General features: G+C 46.8%; 19 protein-coding genes. 7 read left to right on the forward strand and 12 right to left on the reverse strand.

Features of this window, described 5'->3' with window-relative positions; translation table 11 throughout:
• Positions 1 to 38: 38 nt before the first annotated feature.
• A complete protein-coding gene (locus tag ITJ88_RS13595) occupies positions 39 to 1,430 on the reverse strand; it encodes a TrkH family potassium uptake protein (protein WP_064300686.1) in 1,392 nt (463 codons plus the stop codon).
• 160 nt (positions 1,431 to 1,590) lie between these two features.
• Between ITJ88_RS13595 and ITJ88_RS13600 the strand changes: the two genes are divergently transcribed.
• From ITJ88_RS13600 to ITJ88_RS13610, 3 genes are all read left to right on the forward strand, one after another.
• Positions 1,591 to 1,830, forward strand: coding sequence for a hypothetical protein (locus tag ITJ88_RS13600; protein WP_023469697.1), 240 nt, complete (start codon positions 1,591 to 1,593; stop codon positions 1,828 to 1,830).
• Between the two features lie 98 nt (positions 1,831 to 1,928).
• Positions 1,929 to 2,714, forward strand: coding sequence for a flagellar motor stator protein MotA (motA, locus tag ITJ88_RS13605; RefSeq protein WP_029342903.1), 786 nt, complete (start codon positions 1,929 to 1,931; stop codon positions 2,712 to 2,714).
• On the forward strand, positions 2,689 to 3,456 hold the full coding sequence (locus ITJ88_RS13610; protein WP_195865998.1) for a flagellar motor protein MotB: 768 nt from the start codon (positions 2,689 to 2,691) through the stop codon (positions 3,454 to 3,456). Before motA ends, ITJ88_RS13610 begins: the two co-directional genes overlap by 26 nt.
• Positions 3,457 to 3,498: 42 nt before the next feature.
• On the opposite strand, the gene ITJ88_RS13615 is transcribed toward ITJ88_RS13610, so the two are convergent.
• The 6 genes from ITJ88_RS13615 to ITJ88_RS13640 all read right to left on the reverse strand — a co-directional run bounded on the left by ITJ88_RS13615 (position 3,499) and on the right by ITJ88_RS13640 (position 9,270).
• Entirely contained in the window at positions 3,499 to 4,032 is a 534-nt protein-coding gene (locus ITJ88_RS13615; protein WP_023469700.1) for a DUF420 domain-containing protein, read from the reverse strand.
• A gap of 3 nt (positions 4,033 to 4,035) precedes the next feature.
• Entirely contained in the window at positions 4,036 to 5,463 is a 1,428-nt protein-coding gene (locus ITJ88_RS13620; RefSeq protein WP_195865999.1) for a dihydrolipoyl dehydrogenase family protein, read from the reverse strand.
• The gene (locus ITJ88_RS13625; RefSeq protein WP_195866000.1) at positions 5,460 to 5,837 is read right to left on the reverse strand and encodes a DUF1499 domain-containing protein; all 378 of its coding nucleotides are present in this window, start codon (positions 5,835 to 5,837) and stop codon (positions 5,460 to 5,462) included. The genes ITJ88_RS13620 and ITJ88_RS13625 overlap by 4 nt, the downstream gene beginning before the upstream one ends.
• A gap of 93 nt (positions 5,838 to 5,930) precedes the next feature.
• Positions 5,931 to 7,289, reverse strand: a complete 1,359-nt coding sequence (locus tag ITJ88_RS13630) for a sensor histidine kinase (protein WP_230088867.1) — start codon at positions 7,287 to 7,289, stop codon at positions 5,931 to 5,933.
• 23 nt (positions 7,290 to 7,312) lie between these two features.
• Positions 7,313 to 8,005 carry a response regulator transcription factor gene (locus ITJ88_RS13635; protein WP_023469704.1) on the reverse strand — a complete coding sequence of 231 codons (693 nt, stop codon included), beginning with the start codon at positions 8,003 to 8,005 and terminating at the stop codon, positions 7,313 to 7,315.
• Between the two features lie 20 nt (positions 8,006 to 8,025).
• The gene (locus tag ITJ88_RS13640; RefSeq protein WP_230088868.1) at positions 8,026 to 9,270 is read right to left on the reverse strand and encodes a hypothetical protein; all 1,245 of its coding nucleotides are present in this window, start codon (positions 9,268 to 9,270) and stop codon (positions 8,026 to 8,028) included.
• Positions 9,271 to 9,409: 139 nt separating this feature from the next.
• Between ITJ88_RS13640 and ITJ88_RS13645 the strand changes: the two genes are divergently transcribed.
• Positions 9,410 to 10,240, forward strand: coding sequence for a Cof-type HAD-IIB family hydrolase (locus ITJ88_RS13645; RefSeq protein WP_195866003.1), 831 nt, complete (start codon positions 9,410 to 9,412; stop codon positions 10,238 to 10,240).
• Between the two features lie 273 nt (positions 10,241 to 10,513).
• On the opposite strand, the gene ITJ88_RS13650 is transcribed toward ITJ88_RS13645, so the two are convergent.
• Positions 10,514 to 11,173, reverse strand: a complete 660-nt coding sequence (locus tag ITJ88_RS13650) for a uracil-DNA glycosylase (protein ID WP_195866004.1) — start codon at positions 11,171 to 11,173, stop codon at positions 10,514 to 10,516.
• An 80-nt stretch (positions 11,174 to 11,253) separates the two neighbouring features.
• Here ITJ88_RS13650 and ITJ88_RS13655 point away from each other — a divergent pair, with 80 nt between their 5' ends.
• Positions 11,254 to 11,979, forward strand: a complete 726-nt coding sequence (locus ITJ88_RS13655) for a WecB/TagA/CpsF family glycosyltransferase (RefSeq protein ID WP_195866005.1) — start codon at positions 11,254 to 11,256, stop codon at positions 11,977 to 11,979.
• Between the two features lie 52 nt (positions 11,980 to 12,031).
• Here the strand turns inward: ITJ88_RS13655 and ITJ88_RS13660 are convergent, their stop codons facing one another.
• Complete coding sequence (locus ITJ88_RS13660; protein WP_023469709.1) at positions 12,032 to 12,664, reverse strand: NAD(P)H-dependent oxidoreductase; 633 nt, start codon at positions 12,662 to 12,664, stop codon at positions 12,032 to 12,034.
• A gap of 146 nt (positions 12,665 to 12,810) precedes the next feature.
• Entirely contained in the window at positions 12,811 to 13,269 is a 459-nt protein-coding gene (locus ITJ88_RS13665; protein ID WP_029342913.1) for a MarR family winged helix-turn-helix transcriptional regulator, read from the reverse strand.
• Positions 13,270 to 13,440: 171 nt separating this feature from the next.
• On the opposite strand from ITJ88_RS13665, the gene ITJ88_RS13670 reads away from it, so the two are divergent.
• A complete protein-coding gene (locus ITJ88_RS13670; protein ID WP_195866006.1) occupies positions 13,441 to 13,701 on the forward strand; it encodes a hypothetical protein in 261 nt (86 codons plus the stop codon).
• A 17-nt stretch (positions 13,702 to 13,718) separates the two neighbouring features.
• On the forward strand, positions 13,719 to 14,672 hold the full coding sequence (locus tag ITJ88_RS13675; protein ID WP_064300693.1) for a LacI family DNA-binding transcriptional regulator: 954 nt from the start codon (positions 13,719 to 13,721) through the stop codon (positions 14,670 to 14,672).
• A 54-nt stretch (positions 14,673 to 14,726) separates the two neighbouring features.
• On the opposite strand, the gene ITJ88_RS13680 is transcribed toward ITJ88_RS13675, so the two are convergent.
• Positions 14,727 to 15,380 (reverse strand): C40 family peptidase, encoded by a 654-nt coding sequence (locus ITJ88_RS13680; RefSeq protein WP_050678422.1) that lies wholly within the window; start codon positions 15,378 to 15,380, stop codon positions 14,727 to 14,729.
• 220 nt (positions 15,381 to 15,600) lie between these two features.
• Entirely contained in the window at positions 15,601 to 18,816 is a 3,216-nt protein-coding gene (locus ITJ88_RS13685; RefSeq protein WP_195866007.1) for an efflux RND transporter permease subunit, read from the reverse strand.
• Positions 18,817 to 18,826: the final 10 nt, after the last annotated feature.

Below are 18,826 nucleotides of genomic sequence, written 5' to 3' on the forward strand. Positions count from 1 at the left end.
TTCTTCCGCCACGGAAGTCGATTGGACTTTTTTATGGGTTACCCGATCAACATATTTTCTTTTGGATAACGAATCGTCCGGTCTCGTTGCGTCGCGAACGTGAACAGAATCGTCAAGGAGCCGACACGTCCAAGTAGCATCATAAACATGATCAAAAACTTACCAAAGCTATTGAGCTCAGCTGTTACGTTCAAAGAAAGACCAACTGTTCCAAATGCCGAAACGGTCTCAAAGAATAGACCAATAAAGGAAATATTCGGCTGGGTCAACGCCAGGAACGTCGTAATTAAAGCGATGAACAATAAACTGAAGACAGCAATCGCGTATGCCTTTTGAATCGCTTGCGTCTGAACAGTCCGTCGCATCAGAACCGTTTCACGCTGTCCGCGGAGATACGTCCAGACATTTTTTAAGATGACCGCTGCCGTCGTGACCTTGATCCCGGAACCTGTTGATGCGGAACCTGCCCCAATGTACATCAAAACCATCATCAAACCGATCGAGAGCGGCACCATCGTCGTTAAATCGATTGTCTGGAAACCAGCCGTTCGTGTCGTGACGACTTGGAAAAATACGATATGGAGCGCACTGAAGAACGATTCATCTTTTAACGACCCCAAGTTCGAAACCCATTCGTAGAGCATCATTGCTAAAACACCTAGTCCATTGATGACGAGTAGTGATAGCACCATCAATTTAGAATGGAGCGAAATTTTCTTGAAGTTTCGTTTTCCAGCGATATCCGCGATGACCGTAAAACCAAGACCACCGATCATCAAGAGCGCTGCAATCGTCAGAATGAATGTCGTATCTTGTTGGAAGCCAATTAGACTATCCCCCCATAAAGCAAACCCTGCGTTGTTGAAAGCAGAAACTGCATGGAACAAGCCATAATACAATGCTCTCCCAAAGGTATATTTGTATTGAATGAACAAGTCTAATGCAATCAAGAGCATACCAATCATCTCAACGACGACCGTCGTTAAGATAATGTTACGGACGAGACGAATCGTACCGCCCGGACTATCGAGGTTGAACATTTCTTGGATGATGATCCGCTGACGAATCCCAATCTTTCGGCCCGTGACGCTGAGTAAGACGAGTGCAATCGTCATGAATCCAAGACCCCCGATTTGGATGAGCAGCATGAGAATGATCTGCCCGAGCAGATCGTAGGATTCTGCGATGTTGATCGTCGATAACCCGGTCACTGTCGCCGCAGAGGTGGCAACGAATAAACTATCGATGAAAGAGACCGCTTGCCCCTCGTTCTGAGAAATCGGTAACCATAATAAAAAACCACCGAGCAAAATCGTCAATGTAAAACCTGTCGCAATGAAGCGTGCCGGTTTATCAAACAGCTGATGATACATCAATTCACCGAAACGCCCGAAGCGTGCGAGTCGTGAACGTCTTTTATGCGAGAACATCTTACTCCCCCTAGATTGTTTTCAGACAGAATTGTCTTTATCATACTCCCTCGAATTAAGAAGTTCTATCGAAATATGCAATCGACTAAACGTTTTCGTATTTTTTTGGTAAACTAGATAAAAGTGGACGTGTAATCATTAAAGGAGGTTGAGGGAAACAGTGGACCCTAAGACGGCTGATCATTCGATTGAGGATGTCTGGCGAAGGCTGGAACGACAATCACAATGGATGCCTGCGCAATTGTATTATCAATTCGAGGAACTCTTATCATTACATTTGGAGCAACCGATTCTAAATGAATTGTATCAAGTGTTAAAAAAATACGACGTACTGACCGATATAGAGCGTGACGAACGAAACGAAAGCATTCAAATGCTAATCGACGAAAACGGCGCTTGATTCTCGGTTTTTGGATTTCCGAGCAGAAGAAGTGTCTTCTGCTCTTTTATTTTTCGTTCCTATACGGATTACATACAGAAAGGTGGCACACATCAATCATGGATATCGTGTCGATCATCGGGATCATTCTTGGTCTCATCACACTAGTCGGAGGTATGATCTTAAAAGGTGCGCCTCCCGTTGCTTTGCTTAACCCAGCAGCACTCGTCATCATCTTTGTCGGGACAGCAGCTGCCATCATGATTTCCTTCCCGAAGGAACGATTGAAAGTCTTACCTGCCTTATTTAAAGTCATCTTATTCGAACAAAAGCTGATGACGAAACAAGTGTTGCTCGGACAATTTCTGACACTCTCGACGCAAGCACGTAAAGAAGGTCTGTTATCTCTCGAATCAGCACTTGAAGAAGTCGATAATGCCTTCATGAAGCGCGGCGTCATGATGGTCATCGATGGACAACCATCCGAATACGTCGAGGACGTCATGACACGTGACCTCGAAAACATGACGGAACGCCATCATGCGAATGCGAACATTTTTACGCAAGCCGGTACTTACGCACCAACGCTCGGGGTTCTCGGTGCCGTTGTCGGTCTCGTTGCCGCCTTATCCGATTTATCAGACATCGAAAAATTAGGTCACGCCATTTCAGGTGCCTTCATCGCAACACTATTCGGGATTTTCACCGGATACGTCCTATGGTTCCCGTTCGCAACGAAGCTGAAGCAAAAATCAGCGAACGAGATTCAATTATACGAGATGATGATTGAAGGAATTCTCTCGATTCAAAACGGTGAATCACCGAAAAACTTAGAGGATAAGCTACTTGTGTACTTGACACCGAAGGAGCGTGCAAATTATGAAGCGGAAAAAGAAGCCGCATGACGAACATATCTCCGAAGGCTGGTTAATTCCGTACGCCGACTTATTGACCTTACTTCTGGCACTCTTCATCGTACTTTTTGCTTCGAGTAGTGTCGATGTCGTGAAACTAAAAGCGATGTCACAGACATTTAGTTCTGTCTTCAACGGTGGATCAGGGATGATCACGAACAGTTCACTTTCTACTCAAGAAGAAGAGGATTCGAAAAAACTCGATGCGCGGACGAAGGCACAAAGCTATGAGATCGCAGAACTCGAAAAAATCAAAGAAGAAGCCAATCAATACATTAAGAATGAAAAACTTGAAAAAGACATCAAGGTCGAAATCACGAATGAAGGACTTGTCTTTACGATTCGCGACCGCGCGTTGTTCTCACCAGCTCAAGCAGAAGTAAGAGGACGCTCACTTCAAATTGCAGAAGGGATGAGTGCACTACTCGTCAAAGCAGGGCAACGTCAGATTCAAGTGTCTGGACATACAGATAATATTCCAATCAACACAGCACAGTATCCGTCAAACTGGGAACTGAGTGCGGACCGGGCGATCAGTTTCATGCGTGCTTTGCAACGCAATCCGAAACTCGAACCAAAACGCTTCACCGTCAGCGGTTACGGTGAATTCCAACCAATCGCGTCCAATCAAACAGAAGCAGGTCGCAGTCAGAATCGACGCGTCGAAGTGTTAATTCGACCATTGATCGATCTGAAGGCGAATGTACTCGACGAAACAAAAGTTAAGTCCTAACGATAAAAAATCCTTCGTGGCAGTTCGCCACGAAGGATTTTTTTAATAATACGGACGAATCATGATATAGACGATGACACCGGTCAAACTGACGTATAACCAAAGCGGCATCGTAAAGCGTGTCCACTTTTTATGCTTCTCGAAGTTTTGATTCACAGCGTGCGCGAGTGACATCAAGACGAGTGGGACGATGACTGCAGCTAGAATGATGTGCGTAATCAGGATGAAGAAATAGACAGGGCGAACGAAACCTTCGCCTCCGAATTTCGTCGATTCACTGACGGCATGATACGTGACGTACGAAATCAAGAACAGTGTCGTTGTCGTCATCGCACCACCAATGAAGCGACGATGGTTCACCCGGTTGCCACGACGAATGGAAATCCAAGCGCCGAGCAACAGCATGAAGGTAAAACTATTGAAGATGGCATTCAAAAAAGGAAGCAACGTCCAATCGAATCCTGAATCGACTTGTACAGGTGGTGCAAAGAATAAGAGCGCCACGAGCAAGTTGATGACAAGCGTCAACAGGATGACGAGCGGAACGAAATTCCGTTTAGTAGCAGGTTGTTGCATGAATCATTCTCCTTGTTTCCAGTCGAAATAACGTTTCAACCATTTTGGGATCGGACCAGCGAATAGACGTTCACGCCAGTAGACATCAGCAGCACGCTGAACCGCAGCACCACGGATCGGATATGGATGGACGACACGCGACAATTGACCGACCTTATCTTTACGTGCCATCGCATAGACGACTTCTTGCATCCACTCACCGGCTTGTTCTCCGATTGCATGTGCTCCAATCAGTTTTCCACGCTTATCGGCGATGAGCTTGACGCGCCCTTCCGTCTGACCATTGATGACGAAACGATCGACTTCATCGAGACCGGTCTGATAGACCTTGATCTCCCCATGTTTCTTGCGTGCCTCGTCTTCCGTCAATCCGAGATGGAATAATTCAGGCGTCGTGAATGTGACCCACGGAACCGCGCGATAATCCGGTTTCGTCCGTAGACCGAATAAAGCATTCGTGACGACCGTTTTTCCTTCCAGTCCTGCGACATGCGTAAATGGGAGCGAGTTGATCGTATCTCCAACAGCAAAGATGTGTCGCTGACTTGTCCGAAGTGAACCATCGACTTGGACGAATCCTTTCTCGACGTGTACACCGGCTCGATCGAGACGTAGTGCTTCGATACGTGGCTTACGACCGACTGCGACCAGAACAGCATCCGTTTCAATGACGCGTGATTCCCCATTTGCTTCGACCGTCACTTCGATGCCTCCTGCTGATTTACGGACATGTGTGACCTTCGTATCGAGATGCAACGTCAATTCTTGCTCAAGCTGACGTTGAATGACTTCGACCATGTCGCGATCTTCTTTTCCGAGTAATGTCTTCATCCCCTCGATGATAGTAACTTCCGTTCCGAGGTGCGCATACGCTTGCGACAACTCAAGACCGATCGCCCCACCACCGATGACGAGCAGACGCTCGGGACGCTCCGTCAATTCGAAGATCGTCTCGTTCGTTAAATAATCAATCGTATCGAGTCCATCAATCGGTGGAATGATGGGTTGAGATCCCGTTGAGATCGCAAACTTCTCACCTACGACAAGCTGTCCCGCCACTTCCACTTCATGGGCACTGAGGAATGTCGCTTCTCCGATATAGACATCGACACCAAGGTCTTCGAACCGTTTCGTTCCATCGTGTGATTGAATGATGTTACGTGCCCGATCGACGCTTGCTTTCGTTTTGGAATAGACCGCGTCCCCGTTCAGTGTCACGTTGTATTTTTCAGCCGTTCGCTTCATGACATGAACATCGTGCGCTGCTTCGATCAACGCCTTTGAAGGAACGCAACCGTAGTGGAGACAATCTCCGCCTAGGTGCGTATGCCGTTCGATCAGGGCGACGTGCGCGCCGAGACTTGCTGCACCAGCAGCAATCGTCATTCCGGCTGCCCCACCACCAATGACAACTAATTGATAGGTCTTCATCGTGATCCCTCCTCGTAACGACGTGTGATGTCTTCCATCCGTTTACGGTTGACGCCCCAGTCGGAGTATCCGACACGCGATGCCGAACGGAAATGGATCACTTGTGCGGCTTCATCGAAGTAAAATTCGACGTCATCCTTGAAGCGAAAGACTTTACTCGTGAAGATGGCATGGATGTATGCACCTTCCTCCTTGACGACTTTGACGCGGTCGAGGCTTTGTAGAATACGTAAGAGTTGGAACTTCGAATCTGCAAGCGTTCCTTTGAACGGGAGCGGACGCATTTTCATATCCTGTAGATCGGTTTGAGTAGATACCGCGTTCGGTTTTCCGGAGAGCGGTTGAAGCGTACCATTTGAAACACCAAGTGCCATGACTGATTCCTCCGTTTCCTATCATCTGATCCATTTCGTACTATAATCCATTTAACTTTACCAGTTTCTGTTTCACTCTGCCCGTCTCAGTGTTTACGCTTTCGTGACAGGTAGCAGAATCGTCGCGATGACGCCGCCTTCCGGCTGATTATCGATGAATAGCTTGCCTTCATGTGCTTCAACGAGTTCTCGACAAATCGATAGTCCGAGTCCTGTTCCACCCTTTCCTTTTTGCACTTGATAGAACTTTTCTGTGACGTGACGTAAGTGCTCTTTTGGAATCCCGGGACCTTCATCACTGAAGGAGAGGAACAACACACGCTCTGAACGAACGAGTCGAATGGTGATCGTACCACCGACTGGAGAAAAGCGGATCGCATTATCAAGCAGGTTCAAGAAGACTTGTTTCAATCGGTTTTCGTCGTACAGACCGACGACTTGCGCCGGTAACTTCTGTACGATCTGGACATTTTTTTCTTCCAGCTTTTGACGTAGTTGCGCCGTCACGGTCTCGATGATTTCCGTCAAGTTGACTTCCTGACGGTATAAGACGAGGCGACTCGTCTCGAGTTTCGAGAAATCGAGTAATTGCTCAACGAGCGAAATCAAACGCTCCGTCTCCGAATGAATGATGCCCATCCCAAGCGACGCCTCTTCCGGCAACTGATCCTGTTCGACGAGTAACGTTTCACTCCAGCCTTTGATCGATGTCAGTGGTGTCCGTAATTCATGGGAAATACCAGAAATGAACTCATCTTTCAATGTTTCCTGCTGTTTAATCTGTTGCCCCATATAATTGATCGTCCGCGCTAGTTCTCCAAGCTCGAACGAGTATTCCTCGTTCACCTTGACGTCGTAATGCTGTTTCGCGATTTGATCCGATGCACCGATGACTTCTTGAATCGGTCGGACGATCGACGAGACGAGACGTGAGGAATAAATGAAGGCAAGTCCCCAAATTACTGTACCCAGGAGAACGATCGCTAAACAAATTTCGATCACACGTCGATCGATTCGCTCAAGCGACGTCGTATAACGAAGCGCTCCCGTCGTCTGACCAAATGACACAACAGGTTCTGTTACTTCCAGTAAATGTTCTCCCGTCGCCTCATCGTCATATCGTTTCGTGACGGTCTGTCCCGCTCTTACTTGATTGATCGCCTCTCGCGTCAACTTACGTTCCGAGATGAATCCGGTCGAAGAGTAACGCGGAATCCCTGTCGCATCCAACACTTCAATCTCAGCGTCTGGATAAGCGTAAGAATCAAGTACATCATGGATCGTCGTTTCTGAGTCGGCGTAATCGTAAGCAAGACCACTATTCGCAAATAAGACAGCACTCGCATTCGCATGACGTTTCAAGACATCCGTCGCCGTCACGTAGTAATAGTTATAAGTCACGAACGAGAGGATCCCGATGACGAGTAAGACTGTCACCGTAATAATCGTCATGAACCGCATTAATATCTGGCGCTTCATTCTTCGTTACGCCACTTGTATCCATGTCCCCACAATGTCTCGATGAACTTCGGTTCCGCTGGATTTTCTTCGATTTTTTGACGAAGACGGCGAATGTTGACATCGACCGTCTTCCGATCACCAAAGTAATTCTCACCCCATACCGCATCGAGTAATTCATCTCGCGACATGACTTGATCTTCGTTTTTGATGAAGTGGCAAAGTAAATCGTATTCAGTCGGTGTCACTTCGACGTCGACACCTTCTTTTTGGACGCGCTTCGCGCCTAAATCAATCCGAAACGGTCCAGAGACGAGTTCACGCGGCTGTTTTCTGCGACGTAACGTCTCTACCCGTCGCAGGAGCGACTGGATGCGCGCGAGTAGCTCTGCTGGACTGAATGGCTTCGCGATGTAATCGTCCGCTCCTACGCTCAGTCCCATGACTTTATCCTCTTCTCGTGTCCGTGCCGTCAGCATGATGATCCCGACGACCTCATCCTTTGCCCGCGCCTGTTCACAGACGGCAAAACCGTCGACTTCCGGCATCATGATATCGAGTAACAGAATATCGAAGGTTTGTTGATCAAACTGCGCAAGCGCTTCTTTCCCATTTTCCGCCTCGATGACATCATAGCCTGCCCGTTTCAAATTAATGACGATGAAACTGCGAATCGCATGTTCATCTTCGGCTACTAGTATTTTGGTCATTCTTTTCTCCCCCTGATTCTTTATTCCACGAGTGTGACACGATTGACGAACACTTCATAATCCTTCGTCGCATCAATCACATAGACATAATCGATACCTTCTTTGATTTTTCGTTTTTGATCACTAGCAATGTATTGATTCTTCGGAATGACCTCTAATTCGAAATCAATCTGCTTCGTTTCTCGATTGATGAACCGAACACGATTTTCGCGTTTCTCGATCGTTTCACGCGTCGCCCAGTTGGCAGGGAAGCGCATGACGAAATTGTATTCTTGATCGATGTACTGCTCTTCTCGCAATTCAAATCCACTCTCGAAAAATGGCGGATTATCTGATCCATTCCATGTGTAGTATGCCGTGATGCGTGGTTTCGGTTCACCCTCACGCCCTTTACTGCCTTCTGGCGTATATTGATGACCAAACTCGACGATTCCGTCTTGATCGACATCTTTCGGGAAGGTATACATCGGTTCGACGATCTCATCGATCTGACCGAAACGAACCTGTTCCAACGTATCGTTCGCTAAACGGAATAATGCGATGTGCATTTTCGCATCTCGTGTATATGAGACGATCAAGCCTTTATTTCGAGCGGCATTGATCGTATCGACTTCAAATAAATCATGTTCTGCGAATAAATCGCCATCCTGCGTTGAAAGTGTCGTCTCTTGGTGCTCTTTCGACAAGATGTCTTTATAATAGATCAAACGAGACGGACTTCCCTTTTGCAGAAGCACCATATCCCGCTCTCGATCTTGATTCAAATCAGCTACCGACAGACGATCATACCGATCGACTGTCGTGACGTCTCGTTGCTTCGATAGTAACTGCTCAATGATGTATAACGTATTTTCGCCATAACTGGTAATACCGATGACGAGGTGGTTTTGTTTATGTCGTGCGTCAGTTATGACTTCGAGTCGGTCGATGGCTCGACCGTCAGCTACCGTCTGTCGCGCCACGAGTCGCCATTTTTCGCCTTGTCGTTCATGGACGAGAAGATGAATCGTGAAGCGCCCGTCCTGCTCGCTACGGTAGAAGGTGATCGCTTCATCTTTACCATTTCGATCTAAATCGACGAGTTCGTATAGACGTGATACCGCTTGATTTCGTGGTGCCACGATCTCTGCCTCTTTCGGCAAATCGCGGTCAATCCGTTCTTTCAACGACTGCTCCCATGCCGGAAGGGACGGATGTTCGAGTAAAGAAGCGGGATGCGGAAACATCGTACTGCATCCTGCTAATAATAGACTTGATATGATCATGAAGAGATATTTCATAAAGTTGGAATCCTTTCCGTACGGGCTCTGTTTCCACTTTATCATACTCTCTTCGAGGAGAGTATATTGTCGAACGGGGGACAAGTTGTTACGATATACAGATAATTGAAAGGGGTTTGAATGTATGACGTATAAAATGATTGTTCTCGATTTAGATGATACCTTGTTGACAAGTGACCATACGATTTCACCACGTACGAAAGAAGCTTTACTCGCTGCGCAGCGACGCGGGAAGAAGGTCGTGCTCGCTAGCGGTCGTCCGACTTTTGCCATGCTCGACCTCGCAAAAGAACTGGAACTCGCCCGCTACGGCAGTTACATTCTAAGCTTCAATGGCGCTTCAATCATTGATTGTAAAACGAACGAGTCGCTCTTCCTCAGCACACTTTCCCCGGAGACGGTCCATCGCCTCGACGATTTGAGTAAACGGGAGGGTGTCTACATCCACACGTATGTCGGACATGAAATTCTGACAGAGGAACCGAATGAATATACGACGCTCGAAGGACAACTGACAGGCATGGAGGTCATCCCTGTCGCTGATTTTAAATCCGCGATCCAAACACCTGTCGTCAAGTGTTTAATGATGGCAGAAGAGACGCACCTCGCGCGCGTCGAACAGACGCTTCAACAGGAACTTGCGGGTGAACTCGCGGTGGCTCGCTCGAAGCCATTTTTCCTTGAATTCACAGAAGATGGTGTCACAAAAGGCACAAGCCTTGCCTTACTGTCTGAAAAACTGGGAATCGCTCAAGAAGAAGTCATCGCTTGTGGAGATGGCAACAACGATCTATCGATGATCGAATGGGCAGGTCTTGGTGTCGCGATGGCGAATGCAGCCGATACCGTCAAAGAAAAAGCACAGTATATGACCGCTTCGAACGATGAAGATGGTGTTGCTCTCGTTGTCGAAAAGTTCATGATGGATGAGGAGCCGGCTCTCTCAAGCCGCTAAGTAACTCAAAAAAGAATGACGCGTCTTTTCATGCCCTTTCCTCAGGCGAGACACAAGCCAATTTTCCTGCTTCATTCAAGCAGGAAAACGGGTCTTGTTTGTCTCTGACAGCGCAAAATTGCGCTTTTTCCTGTAGGAGTTGCGTGTGACGCGTCTTTTTTTATACCTGGAAGAAGGATTCGAGACGAACAAAAAGCGCAATCCTTCTCGTTAAGAGAAAAACTGCGCTTTGTCTTTAGTCTCAGACTGACTTTTGAGTCAGCCTTTTTTGATTTACGACAAACACCAGTCGATCGGCTCTCTTCCCTGCTCTTTCAACCATGCATTCGTTTGCGAGTATGGTTTGCTACCGAAAAATCCCCGGCTCGCTGATAGAGGACTCGGATGGACAGCTTCCAGAACAAGATGACGATTCGTGTCAATCAGCGCCTTCTTACTCTTCGCGTGATTCCCCCAGAGAATGAACACGATCGGTTGCGTCTGTGTTCCTAGTACTTCGATGACCCGATCCGTGAACGATGCCCAGCCTTTTTTAGCATGGGATCCCGCTTTCCCCTCCTCAACCGTAAGCGACGTATTGAGTAAGAATACTCCTTGTCGTGACCATGCTTCGAGATTTCCGGAGGTCGGAGCCGGACAACCGATATCCGAGACGAGTTCCTTATACATGTTTCGAAGGGATGGAGGGATCGGTACTCCGTCATGCACGGAAAAGCTGAGTCCATTCGCCTGACGTGGACCATGGTAGGGATCTTGCCCTAAGATGACGCACCGGACATCTTCTGGCGCGACTGCATCGAACGCATGAAAGATCCGCTCTTTTGGAGGATAGACGGTCGTCGTTTGATAGGCTTCCTTCAAAAAAGCCCACAGTTCCTGAAAATAAGGTTTTTCCTTTTCTTCTTTTAACACCGTTTGCCAAGATGGATGCACGTGAATCCGCTCCTTTTTCAGTCTCAAGTCGCTGTTCGTCCGTCTTGATTCTGCTATGATGGATGATGAGGTGGAAAACTATGATTCAGACAAAACAATTATTCGGACTACCATTCGTCGATGCGACACCTTCGCAATGGTATACCCATATTAAAACAATCTTACACGACCGCGGAAAAGCCTTTCTTGTCACGGCGAACCCAGAGCTCGTGTTGCGTGCATTGCGCGAACCTTCTTACGATGCCATCTTACGACGGGCAACGTTCATCACACCAGACGGAATCGGTGTGACGGCTGCCAGTAAACGGATGGGAGCACCGCTCACTGCGACATTGCCGGGAATCGAGACGGCTCGTGAATTATTGCGGACAGCAGACGCACTCGAGAAGCGTGTCTTTTTACTCGGTGGACGTCCGGAAGTTATGAAATCGTTGATCCGTCAGTTATCGATTCGTTTTCCGAACATCCACTTCGTTGGAACGTTTCATGGTTTTGGAAAGACAGAAGAAGCTACGCGAGCGATCGCAGAAGCAGACGCTGATCTTGTTCTCGTCGCACTCGGTGCGCCAAAACAGGAAGAATGGATCGCTTCCATCTATGATCAAGTCGATCACGGCATCTTCATCGGTGTCGGTGGTGCGTTCGACGTCTGGTCCGGACACAGTAAACGCGCACCTAAATTATTCCGTCGCTTCAAGCTAGAGTGGCTCTATCGTATCTCAACGCATCCTCGCGGCTTTGAGAAACTCAAGGACTTGTTGCTCTTCTTGACGCTCGTACTTCGTAAAAAATCAACACTCTCTTAACAGCACACAAAAAAAGGCTCCCGACACGGCGGGAGCCTTTTTGACGCTTATCTTATGCGTTGACAGTCGAGAATGAACGACCGAGTTCTTTTGCTTTAGCGATTGCTGCTTCTTTGATCTCTTCTGCTTTTTCTGGGTTCATTGCCATACCTTCGATGAAGAGTGCATCGTAATCTGTTACACCAGTGAAAGCAAGTGCTTGACGGAGGTAGTCATCACCGAAGTTGAGACCAGATCCTGTGTAGACGCCACCTGTTGCTTGGATGTGGAGTGCTTTTTTGCCTTCCATCAAGCCTTTTGGACCTTCTGCAGTATAAGCGAATGTTTTACCTGCAAGAAGAACGCTGTCGATGTACATTTTGAGACGTGCTGGGAAAGAGAAGTTCCACATTGGTGTGACGAAGACATACTCATCTGCTTCCATGTATTGCTCGAGATGTTTTGTCATCGTACCGACTTTTGCGATCTCCACTTCTGTTAACTCTTCGCCTGTTGCGAATTTGCCCCATGCGCTAAGAACATCTGTATCGATTTCTTGGACTGTTTCGTTATATAGATCGAGAACTTCTACTTCAGCTGAAGGATTCGCTGCTTTGTAGCTTTCGAGGAATGCTTCACCGACTTGAAGGCTGAAAGAGTGTTCTGTAGCTTTCGGGTTAACAGTTACATAAAGTAATTTAGTCATTATTATTTCTCCCTTTTATTTAAAGTAAATTCTGTAACTAAACATACCAACCACCTTTTCGTTTGTCAATCAGTTTGACTTCTAAACGAATAAAAAAAAGCTCAAGTCCGTGACCTGAGCTTTCTTGATCTTATGAGTGCTAATTCTTACACATTTTCGAGTGGCGTATAATGTTCGGCTCGTAAACCGATTCGTTTTAACTGATCAATCAACTGTTCCTTTTCAGAAACCGACAAATCCTTAAACAAGTCTGCTAAAAAGGCTTCATGTTTCGGGAATGTCTCTTCCATTAGTTCGCGTCCAGCTTCCGTTAATGTCCCAAACGTGACACGACGATCCGTCGCACATGATTTTCGCGCAATCAACCCACGCTTTTCAAGTTTATCCACGACATACGTCACACTTCCACTCGTTAATAGAATCTTATCGCCAATTTGTTGTAGAGGCGTGTCCCCTTTGTGGTACAGCAATTCAAGAACTCCGAATTCCGATAAATTCAACTGATGTGTTTTGATGTCTGCCTTCACTTGCTCCGTCACCGCATGCATCGTCCGAGATAGAACAACGAGCATTTTTAATGCCAGCTTCGAGTCTGTCGATTCCATTTTACGTTCGCCCCTCTTTGTGTTGTATCGTCACAATCATAGACTTCTTTGTCTAACTGGTCAATTCTTGCTGAATTTTTCCAATCGATCCACTGCGTAAAAATAGTTCTTGCCGTGAAACGCGTTTCATAGCCTATCGTCTTGATATACACTAAAAAGGAGGTAATCATCATGTCGATTCATACACGATTAACCCGGCTGTTTAAACGAAATGTTGCTTTTGAGTGGGCCATCGAACAATTGCATACGCCAGCAGGTTATTATTTGTGTCAGCACACGTTGGTCGATCAATACCCTGATTTGTCTCCTCAAGAAAAAACGCGACTGCTCTCAAAGATCAATCAACTGGCTGAGCAGACAGCTCCATTCTCGGCTCCCGTCTCCCGACAGGATTGGCGCCGACTTGAACGACGATTATCTCGTAAGATGTAATCCAGGAGGGATGCGCGATGACGAACATCCGAGACTTGGCACGTGAAGCCAACGTGTCCGTTACAACAGTCTCACGTGTACTAAATGATCATCCGTACGTTGCGAACGAGAAGCGACAAGCTGTTCGAGAAGCTATCGAAAAACTCGGATATATCCGTAATCAGACTGCCGTTCATCTATCGACGGGTATGACAAAAACGGTCGGAGTCATGCTCCCGTTCGTTGATCATCCGTATCACGCTGCCATTCTTCAGGGCATTGCGCAAGCTGCCTTTGACGCGAGCTATCGGTTCTTGACGTGGCAAACGAATTATGTGGAAACGCATGAGCAACTGGCACTGGATGCGCTGGCGCAACAGGAAATCGACGCCCTCATCGTCGTGTCGCACAGTCTTCCCTTATCAGCGATTTTATCGTATGAACGTTATGGACCGATCGTCTTTTGTGAACATCATGAAGATGTCGCTGCCGTCTATATCGATCACTATACGGCCTTTCAACAAGGACTTGCACATCTACGACAACAAGGACATACGAGCATCGGCATCTGTCTTGGGCGACCAGATAGTACGAATAGCTTGGCGCGTAAACATGCGTATCAAGAGGTCGTACGTGACGAATTTGTCTATGAACAGACCTTGACGATTGAAGACGGTGCGACCGTCGCAAGACGCTGGATGCAACAAAAACAACGACCGACCGCTATTTTGACCGCAAGTGATCACGTGGCAGCAGGTCTGATCTTGGAACTCCGAAAACAAGGTTATCAGGTTCCTGGAGACCTGTCTGTCATTGGTTTTGATGGAAGTGAACTCGCTGAAGTCTTAGCGATGACGACGATCGCGATCCCTTATGCCACGATCGGGCGACATGCGTTTCAATTAACCGTCCGCGAAGATCTCGTTGCTCGTCCACAAATCGAAGTACCTTCGGCGTTCATTGCTGGAACGACCGTTCTTCCTCATACCTGAATCCATATAAAAAAGCGACGAGTTCATCGATTTGAATTCGTCGCTTCATTTCGTTTACAGAGTTCCTGCCGCTACATACCGTGATCCCCAGTAGCCGCCACGGAACGATTCTTTAACGACTCTTCCATAATACGAGTTCGCATTGATCATCGTACCACCATCGACAGCGATTCCAACGTGTTGAATCCCACTTCCATGTGTAAAGAAGACGAGATCACCAGCGCCTGGTGCCGTACGTTTTGTTGCTGAGTATTGAGCCGCTGCCGTACGTGGGAGTGATTTTCCTAGTGCTTGATAAACGTAACGTGTAAATCCAGAGCAATCAAAGCTAACAGGACCTGTCGCACCAAAAACATAAGGACGTCCTTTGAGACCTTCTGCTACCGAAACGATCGTTGATCCTGTTTTACTAAGACCTTTCGTCGCTTTAGCGTTATATGCTTTCGTGTATGTAGAGGCGATGTATGCTGATTTCCCTTGATGACGGATTTGATACCATTCTTTGACCTGACCTACGACGGTTACAGCTTGTCCAAGTTTCAATTGCCCGACTCGTTTACTCGATACAGCAGCTTTTGCACGAATATTCAGCACATCCACTGACACCACTACTTTTTTACTTGTTGCAGCTTGCGTTGATGCTGGGACGAGTGTCCAACTACTGATGAGTAACGTTAAGGTTAACAAAACACGAGTGACAGCTTTCATCGATTCATTCTCCTCTTATGTATGAATGTATTGTACGTCTGAATTGTCAGATAATTTCTGTATTTATCCTATCATGTTCCAGATTTTCATCATGTTACAGTTCTTTAACGCGTATTCTTTTTCGTAATACTTTTGTAACAAAATAAAAAAAACAGGTTGTAGAACGGCTTAGGATAGCCATTTCTACATACCTGTCAGTTTGAGTCATTTAATCGTTTTTTCAAGAATCAATTGACTTCTTTTTACGGAAACGTGCTAAGAATTCATAAACGATCGGCACGATAAGGAGGGTCAACAACGTCGAACTTGTCAGTCCACCGATGACCGTCACACCTAACCCTTTTGAAATCAATGCGCCACCTTCGAGCCCAAGCGCAAGTGGTGCAAGTGCACCAATCGTCGCAAGTGCTGTCATCAAGATTGGACGTAAACGTGTACCTGCTGCATCGAGTAGTGCTTCACGCGTCGATAAACCTTCCGCTTCTTTATGAATGACACGGTCGATTAAGACGATCGCATTCGTCACGACGATTCCGATCAACATCAAAGCACCAATCAAGGATGACACAGAAATCGTCTCTCCTGTAATTAACAGGGCAACCAGTCCACCGATGATGGCGAATGGAAGTGAGAACAAGATGACGAGTGGTGTCAATGCTCCTCCAAACGTAATGACGAGGACAAGATAGACGATCGCTACAGCTGCTGCCATTGCTAGACCAAGTTGTGTGAACGACTCTTGAATCTGCTCTGTGACTCCGCCTTGCTCATACGAGACCCCTGTCGGACGATCAATGTTTTTAACGGACTTTTCAATCGCTTGAGAAGCCTCCGTTGCTTTATCCGTTTTTAGTTCTGCTGTAACGGTAGCGACGAGTTTTCCATCACGTTCGTTGAGCGAATCAGGAGTCGTTCCTTTCTTCACTTCAACGAAATCGGACAATTTGCGAACGCCAAGCGGTGTCACGACATCCGTCTCTTCCAAATCTTGAACGGAATCGTATGTCGTTTGTTCGTTTGGAACGATGACATCGAGTTCCTTCCCATCTACCTTAATAGTAGAAAGTGGTTTTTCTTCTCCTTGGACATTGGCAATGCCCTGCGCAAGTTGTGCTGTTGAAACGCCGAATTCAGCCGCTTTTTGCTGATCGACTTCGAACGTATATTGCGTATACGCTTCTTTTAAATCTGTCGTTACTTTTCGAACATACTTCGATTCACCTTCGATCGCATCAACGAATTTCGGTGTTACTGCTTCTAAATCTTCAATATTATTCGCAAAGATTGAATACGAGACGCCTGACGAAGCTGCGCCACCACTAAAGTCTTGCTCTTTCCATTCTCCTGTCGGAATGTCAGCATTCAGCTGTTTGATGGCTGTCTGTTTAACATCTGCGAAATTTTCCGTGTCTGGATCGTATTGGACGATGAAGACCCCTTGTTTCGTATTCCCTGGATTCAATGGATTTTCTCCACCGACGGTAAACTGAAGATTATCGATATTTTTTTGTTTGTTGAAATAATCTTCTGCTTGATCAGCTGCTTTTAACGAATCATCCAACGTTTGACCTGGTTTTGGATTGTACGTGACGTAGAGTGTCTTTTCTCCTTCTTGATTCAAGAAGTTGACACCAATCGTTGGTACGAGAGCAAAACTACCGATCAACAGCAAGACTGAAAGACCAAAGACGATGAGTTTATGGTTGAGAGACCAATTCAGCATACGGCGATATCCATTCGCCAACTTTCCGCCTTCTTCTTTTTCCGGTTTTGGTGCTTTACCACGCTTAAAGAGCGAATCAGCGAACATCGGTACGACCGTAACTGCAACGATCAAGGACGCGAACAGCGCAAAGACGACTGTCAAAGCGAATGGTAAGAAGAGCTCACCAACGAATCCCGTAACGAATCCGAGTGGTAAGAAGACCGCGATCGTAACGACTGTCGACGAAGCGATTGGAATGAATACTTCTCGTGTTGCACTGATGATCAATTCTTTTCCTTTTAACTTTTCCGTCGGATCCGTCAAACGGCGATAAATATTTTCGATGACGACGATGGAATCATCAACGACTCGACCAATCGCGACCGTCATCGCTCCGAGTGTCATGATGTTCAAGGAAATATCCATCTGCTTCAAGACAAGAATTGCCATCAGAAGGGATAACGGAATCGAAATAACAGCGATGATCGTTGATTTAATGTTTCGTAGGAACAGCAAGATGATGACGATCGCAAATAACGCACCAATCAATGCTTTACTGATCATCGTCGAAACAGATTCCTCAATTGGCTTTCCTTGATCCAGTGTCACAGATGCATTGACCGAACCGTTTTCTTTTTCAAAGTCTTTGATCGTCTGCTTGACTGCATTGACGACATCGACCGTGTTCGCATCTTGCGACTTTGTTACTTGAACACCAATCGATCGTTCACCATTCGAACGCGAGATCGATTCCTCGATCCCTTTATCCTCGATCGTCGCGACTTGCGACAACGTGACAGTTGGCACTTGTGTTGGCGCCGTCTGTGTTGCCTGACCCGACGTTGCACCTGACGCTGGTGTCGGTTGGGATGCTCCAGGAGCTGACGATGAAGCTTGTCCTGCTTGTCCTGCTTGTCCTGCTTGTCCTGCTTGTCCTGCTTGTCCTGCTTGTCCTGCTTGTCCTGCTTCAGGAGTATTCGATGCTGGCGGTGCATAGGGAAGACGAAGATCTTTTAATTCCTTGACTGTCGTTGCTTTTCCATCTAATACGACTGCTTGTTCCTTATCCCCCAACTCGTACAAGCCAAGCGCTAAACGGGAATCATTAGCTTGAATCAATTGTTTCGCATTCTCTTCGGTTAGACCGTAACGTTCGAGTTTTTTCTCATCGAAGCGAATTTCGATCCGGCGAATCTCTTGACCCGCGACTTGAACCGTCTGCGCCCCTTCGATTCCTTCGAGCTTTGGTTGAAGTTCGTTTTCAACGAGTTTCGTCAATTCAGATAGAGATCGTTCCTTATCCGAAACGGCAAAACCGATGACTGGGAATGCATCAAAGGAAATCCGTGATACTTGTGGTTCCTGAACACCTTCCGGTAATTCGACGTTTGAAAGGGCTTCTTTTACTTTTTGCTCGGCTTCTTCCATATCCGTACTGAAGTTATAGTCGATTTGTAGGTTCGATGCATTTTGGAAGGACGTCGAGCGTACTGTATCGACTCCTGATAAATTTTCGACCTTACTTTCGAGTTCTCGACTGACTTCATCTAGAACCTGTTCTGGTGTAGCACCTGGATAAATTGTCGTCACCGACACGGTCGGTGTCGTGATATCTGGCAACGTCTCGAGCTTCATCGATGTTCCCGCATAAATACCGGCAACCGCGATGATGATCGTCATAAGCCAGAGGGCAAACTTATTGTTCACCGAAAACTGGATGATCTTTTTCATCGTATGGTTC

This window comes from Exiguobacterium abrahamii (genome assembly GCF_015645365.1).
GTDB lineage: Bacteria > Bacillota > Bacilli > Exiguobacteriales > Exiguobacteriaceae > Exiguobacterium_A > Exiguobacterium_A abrahamii.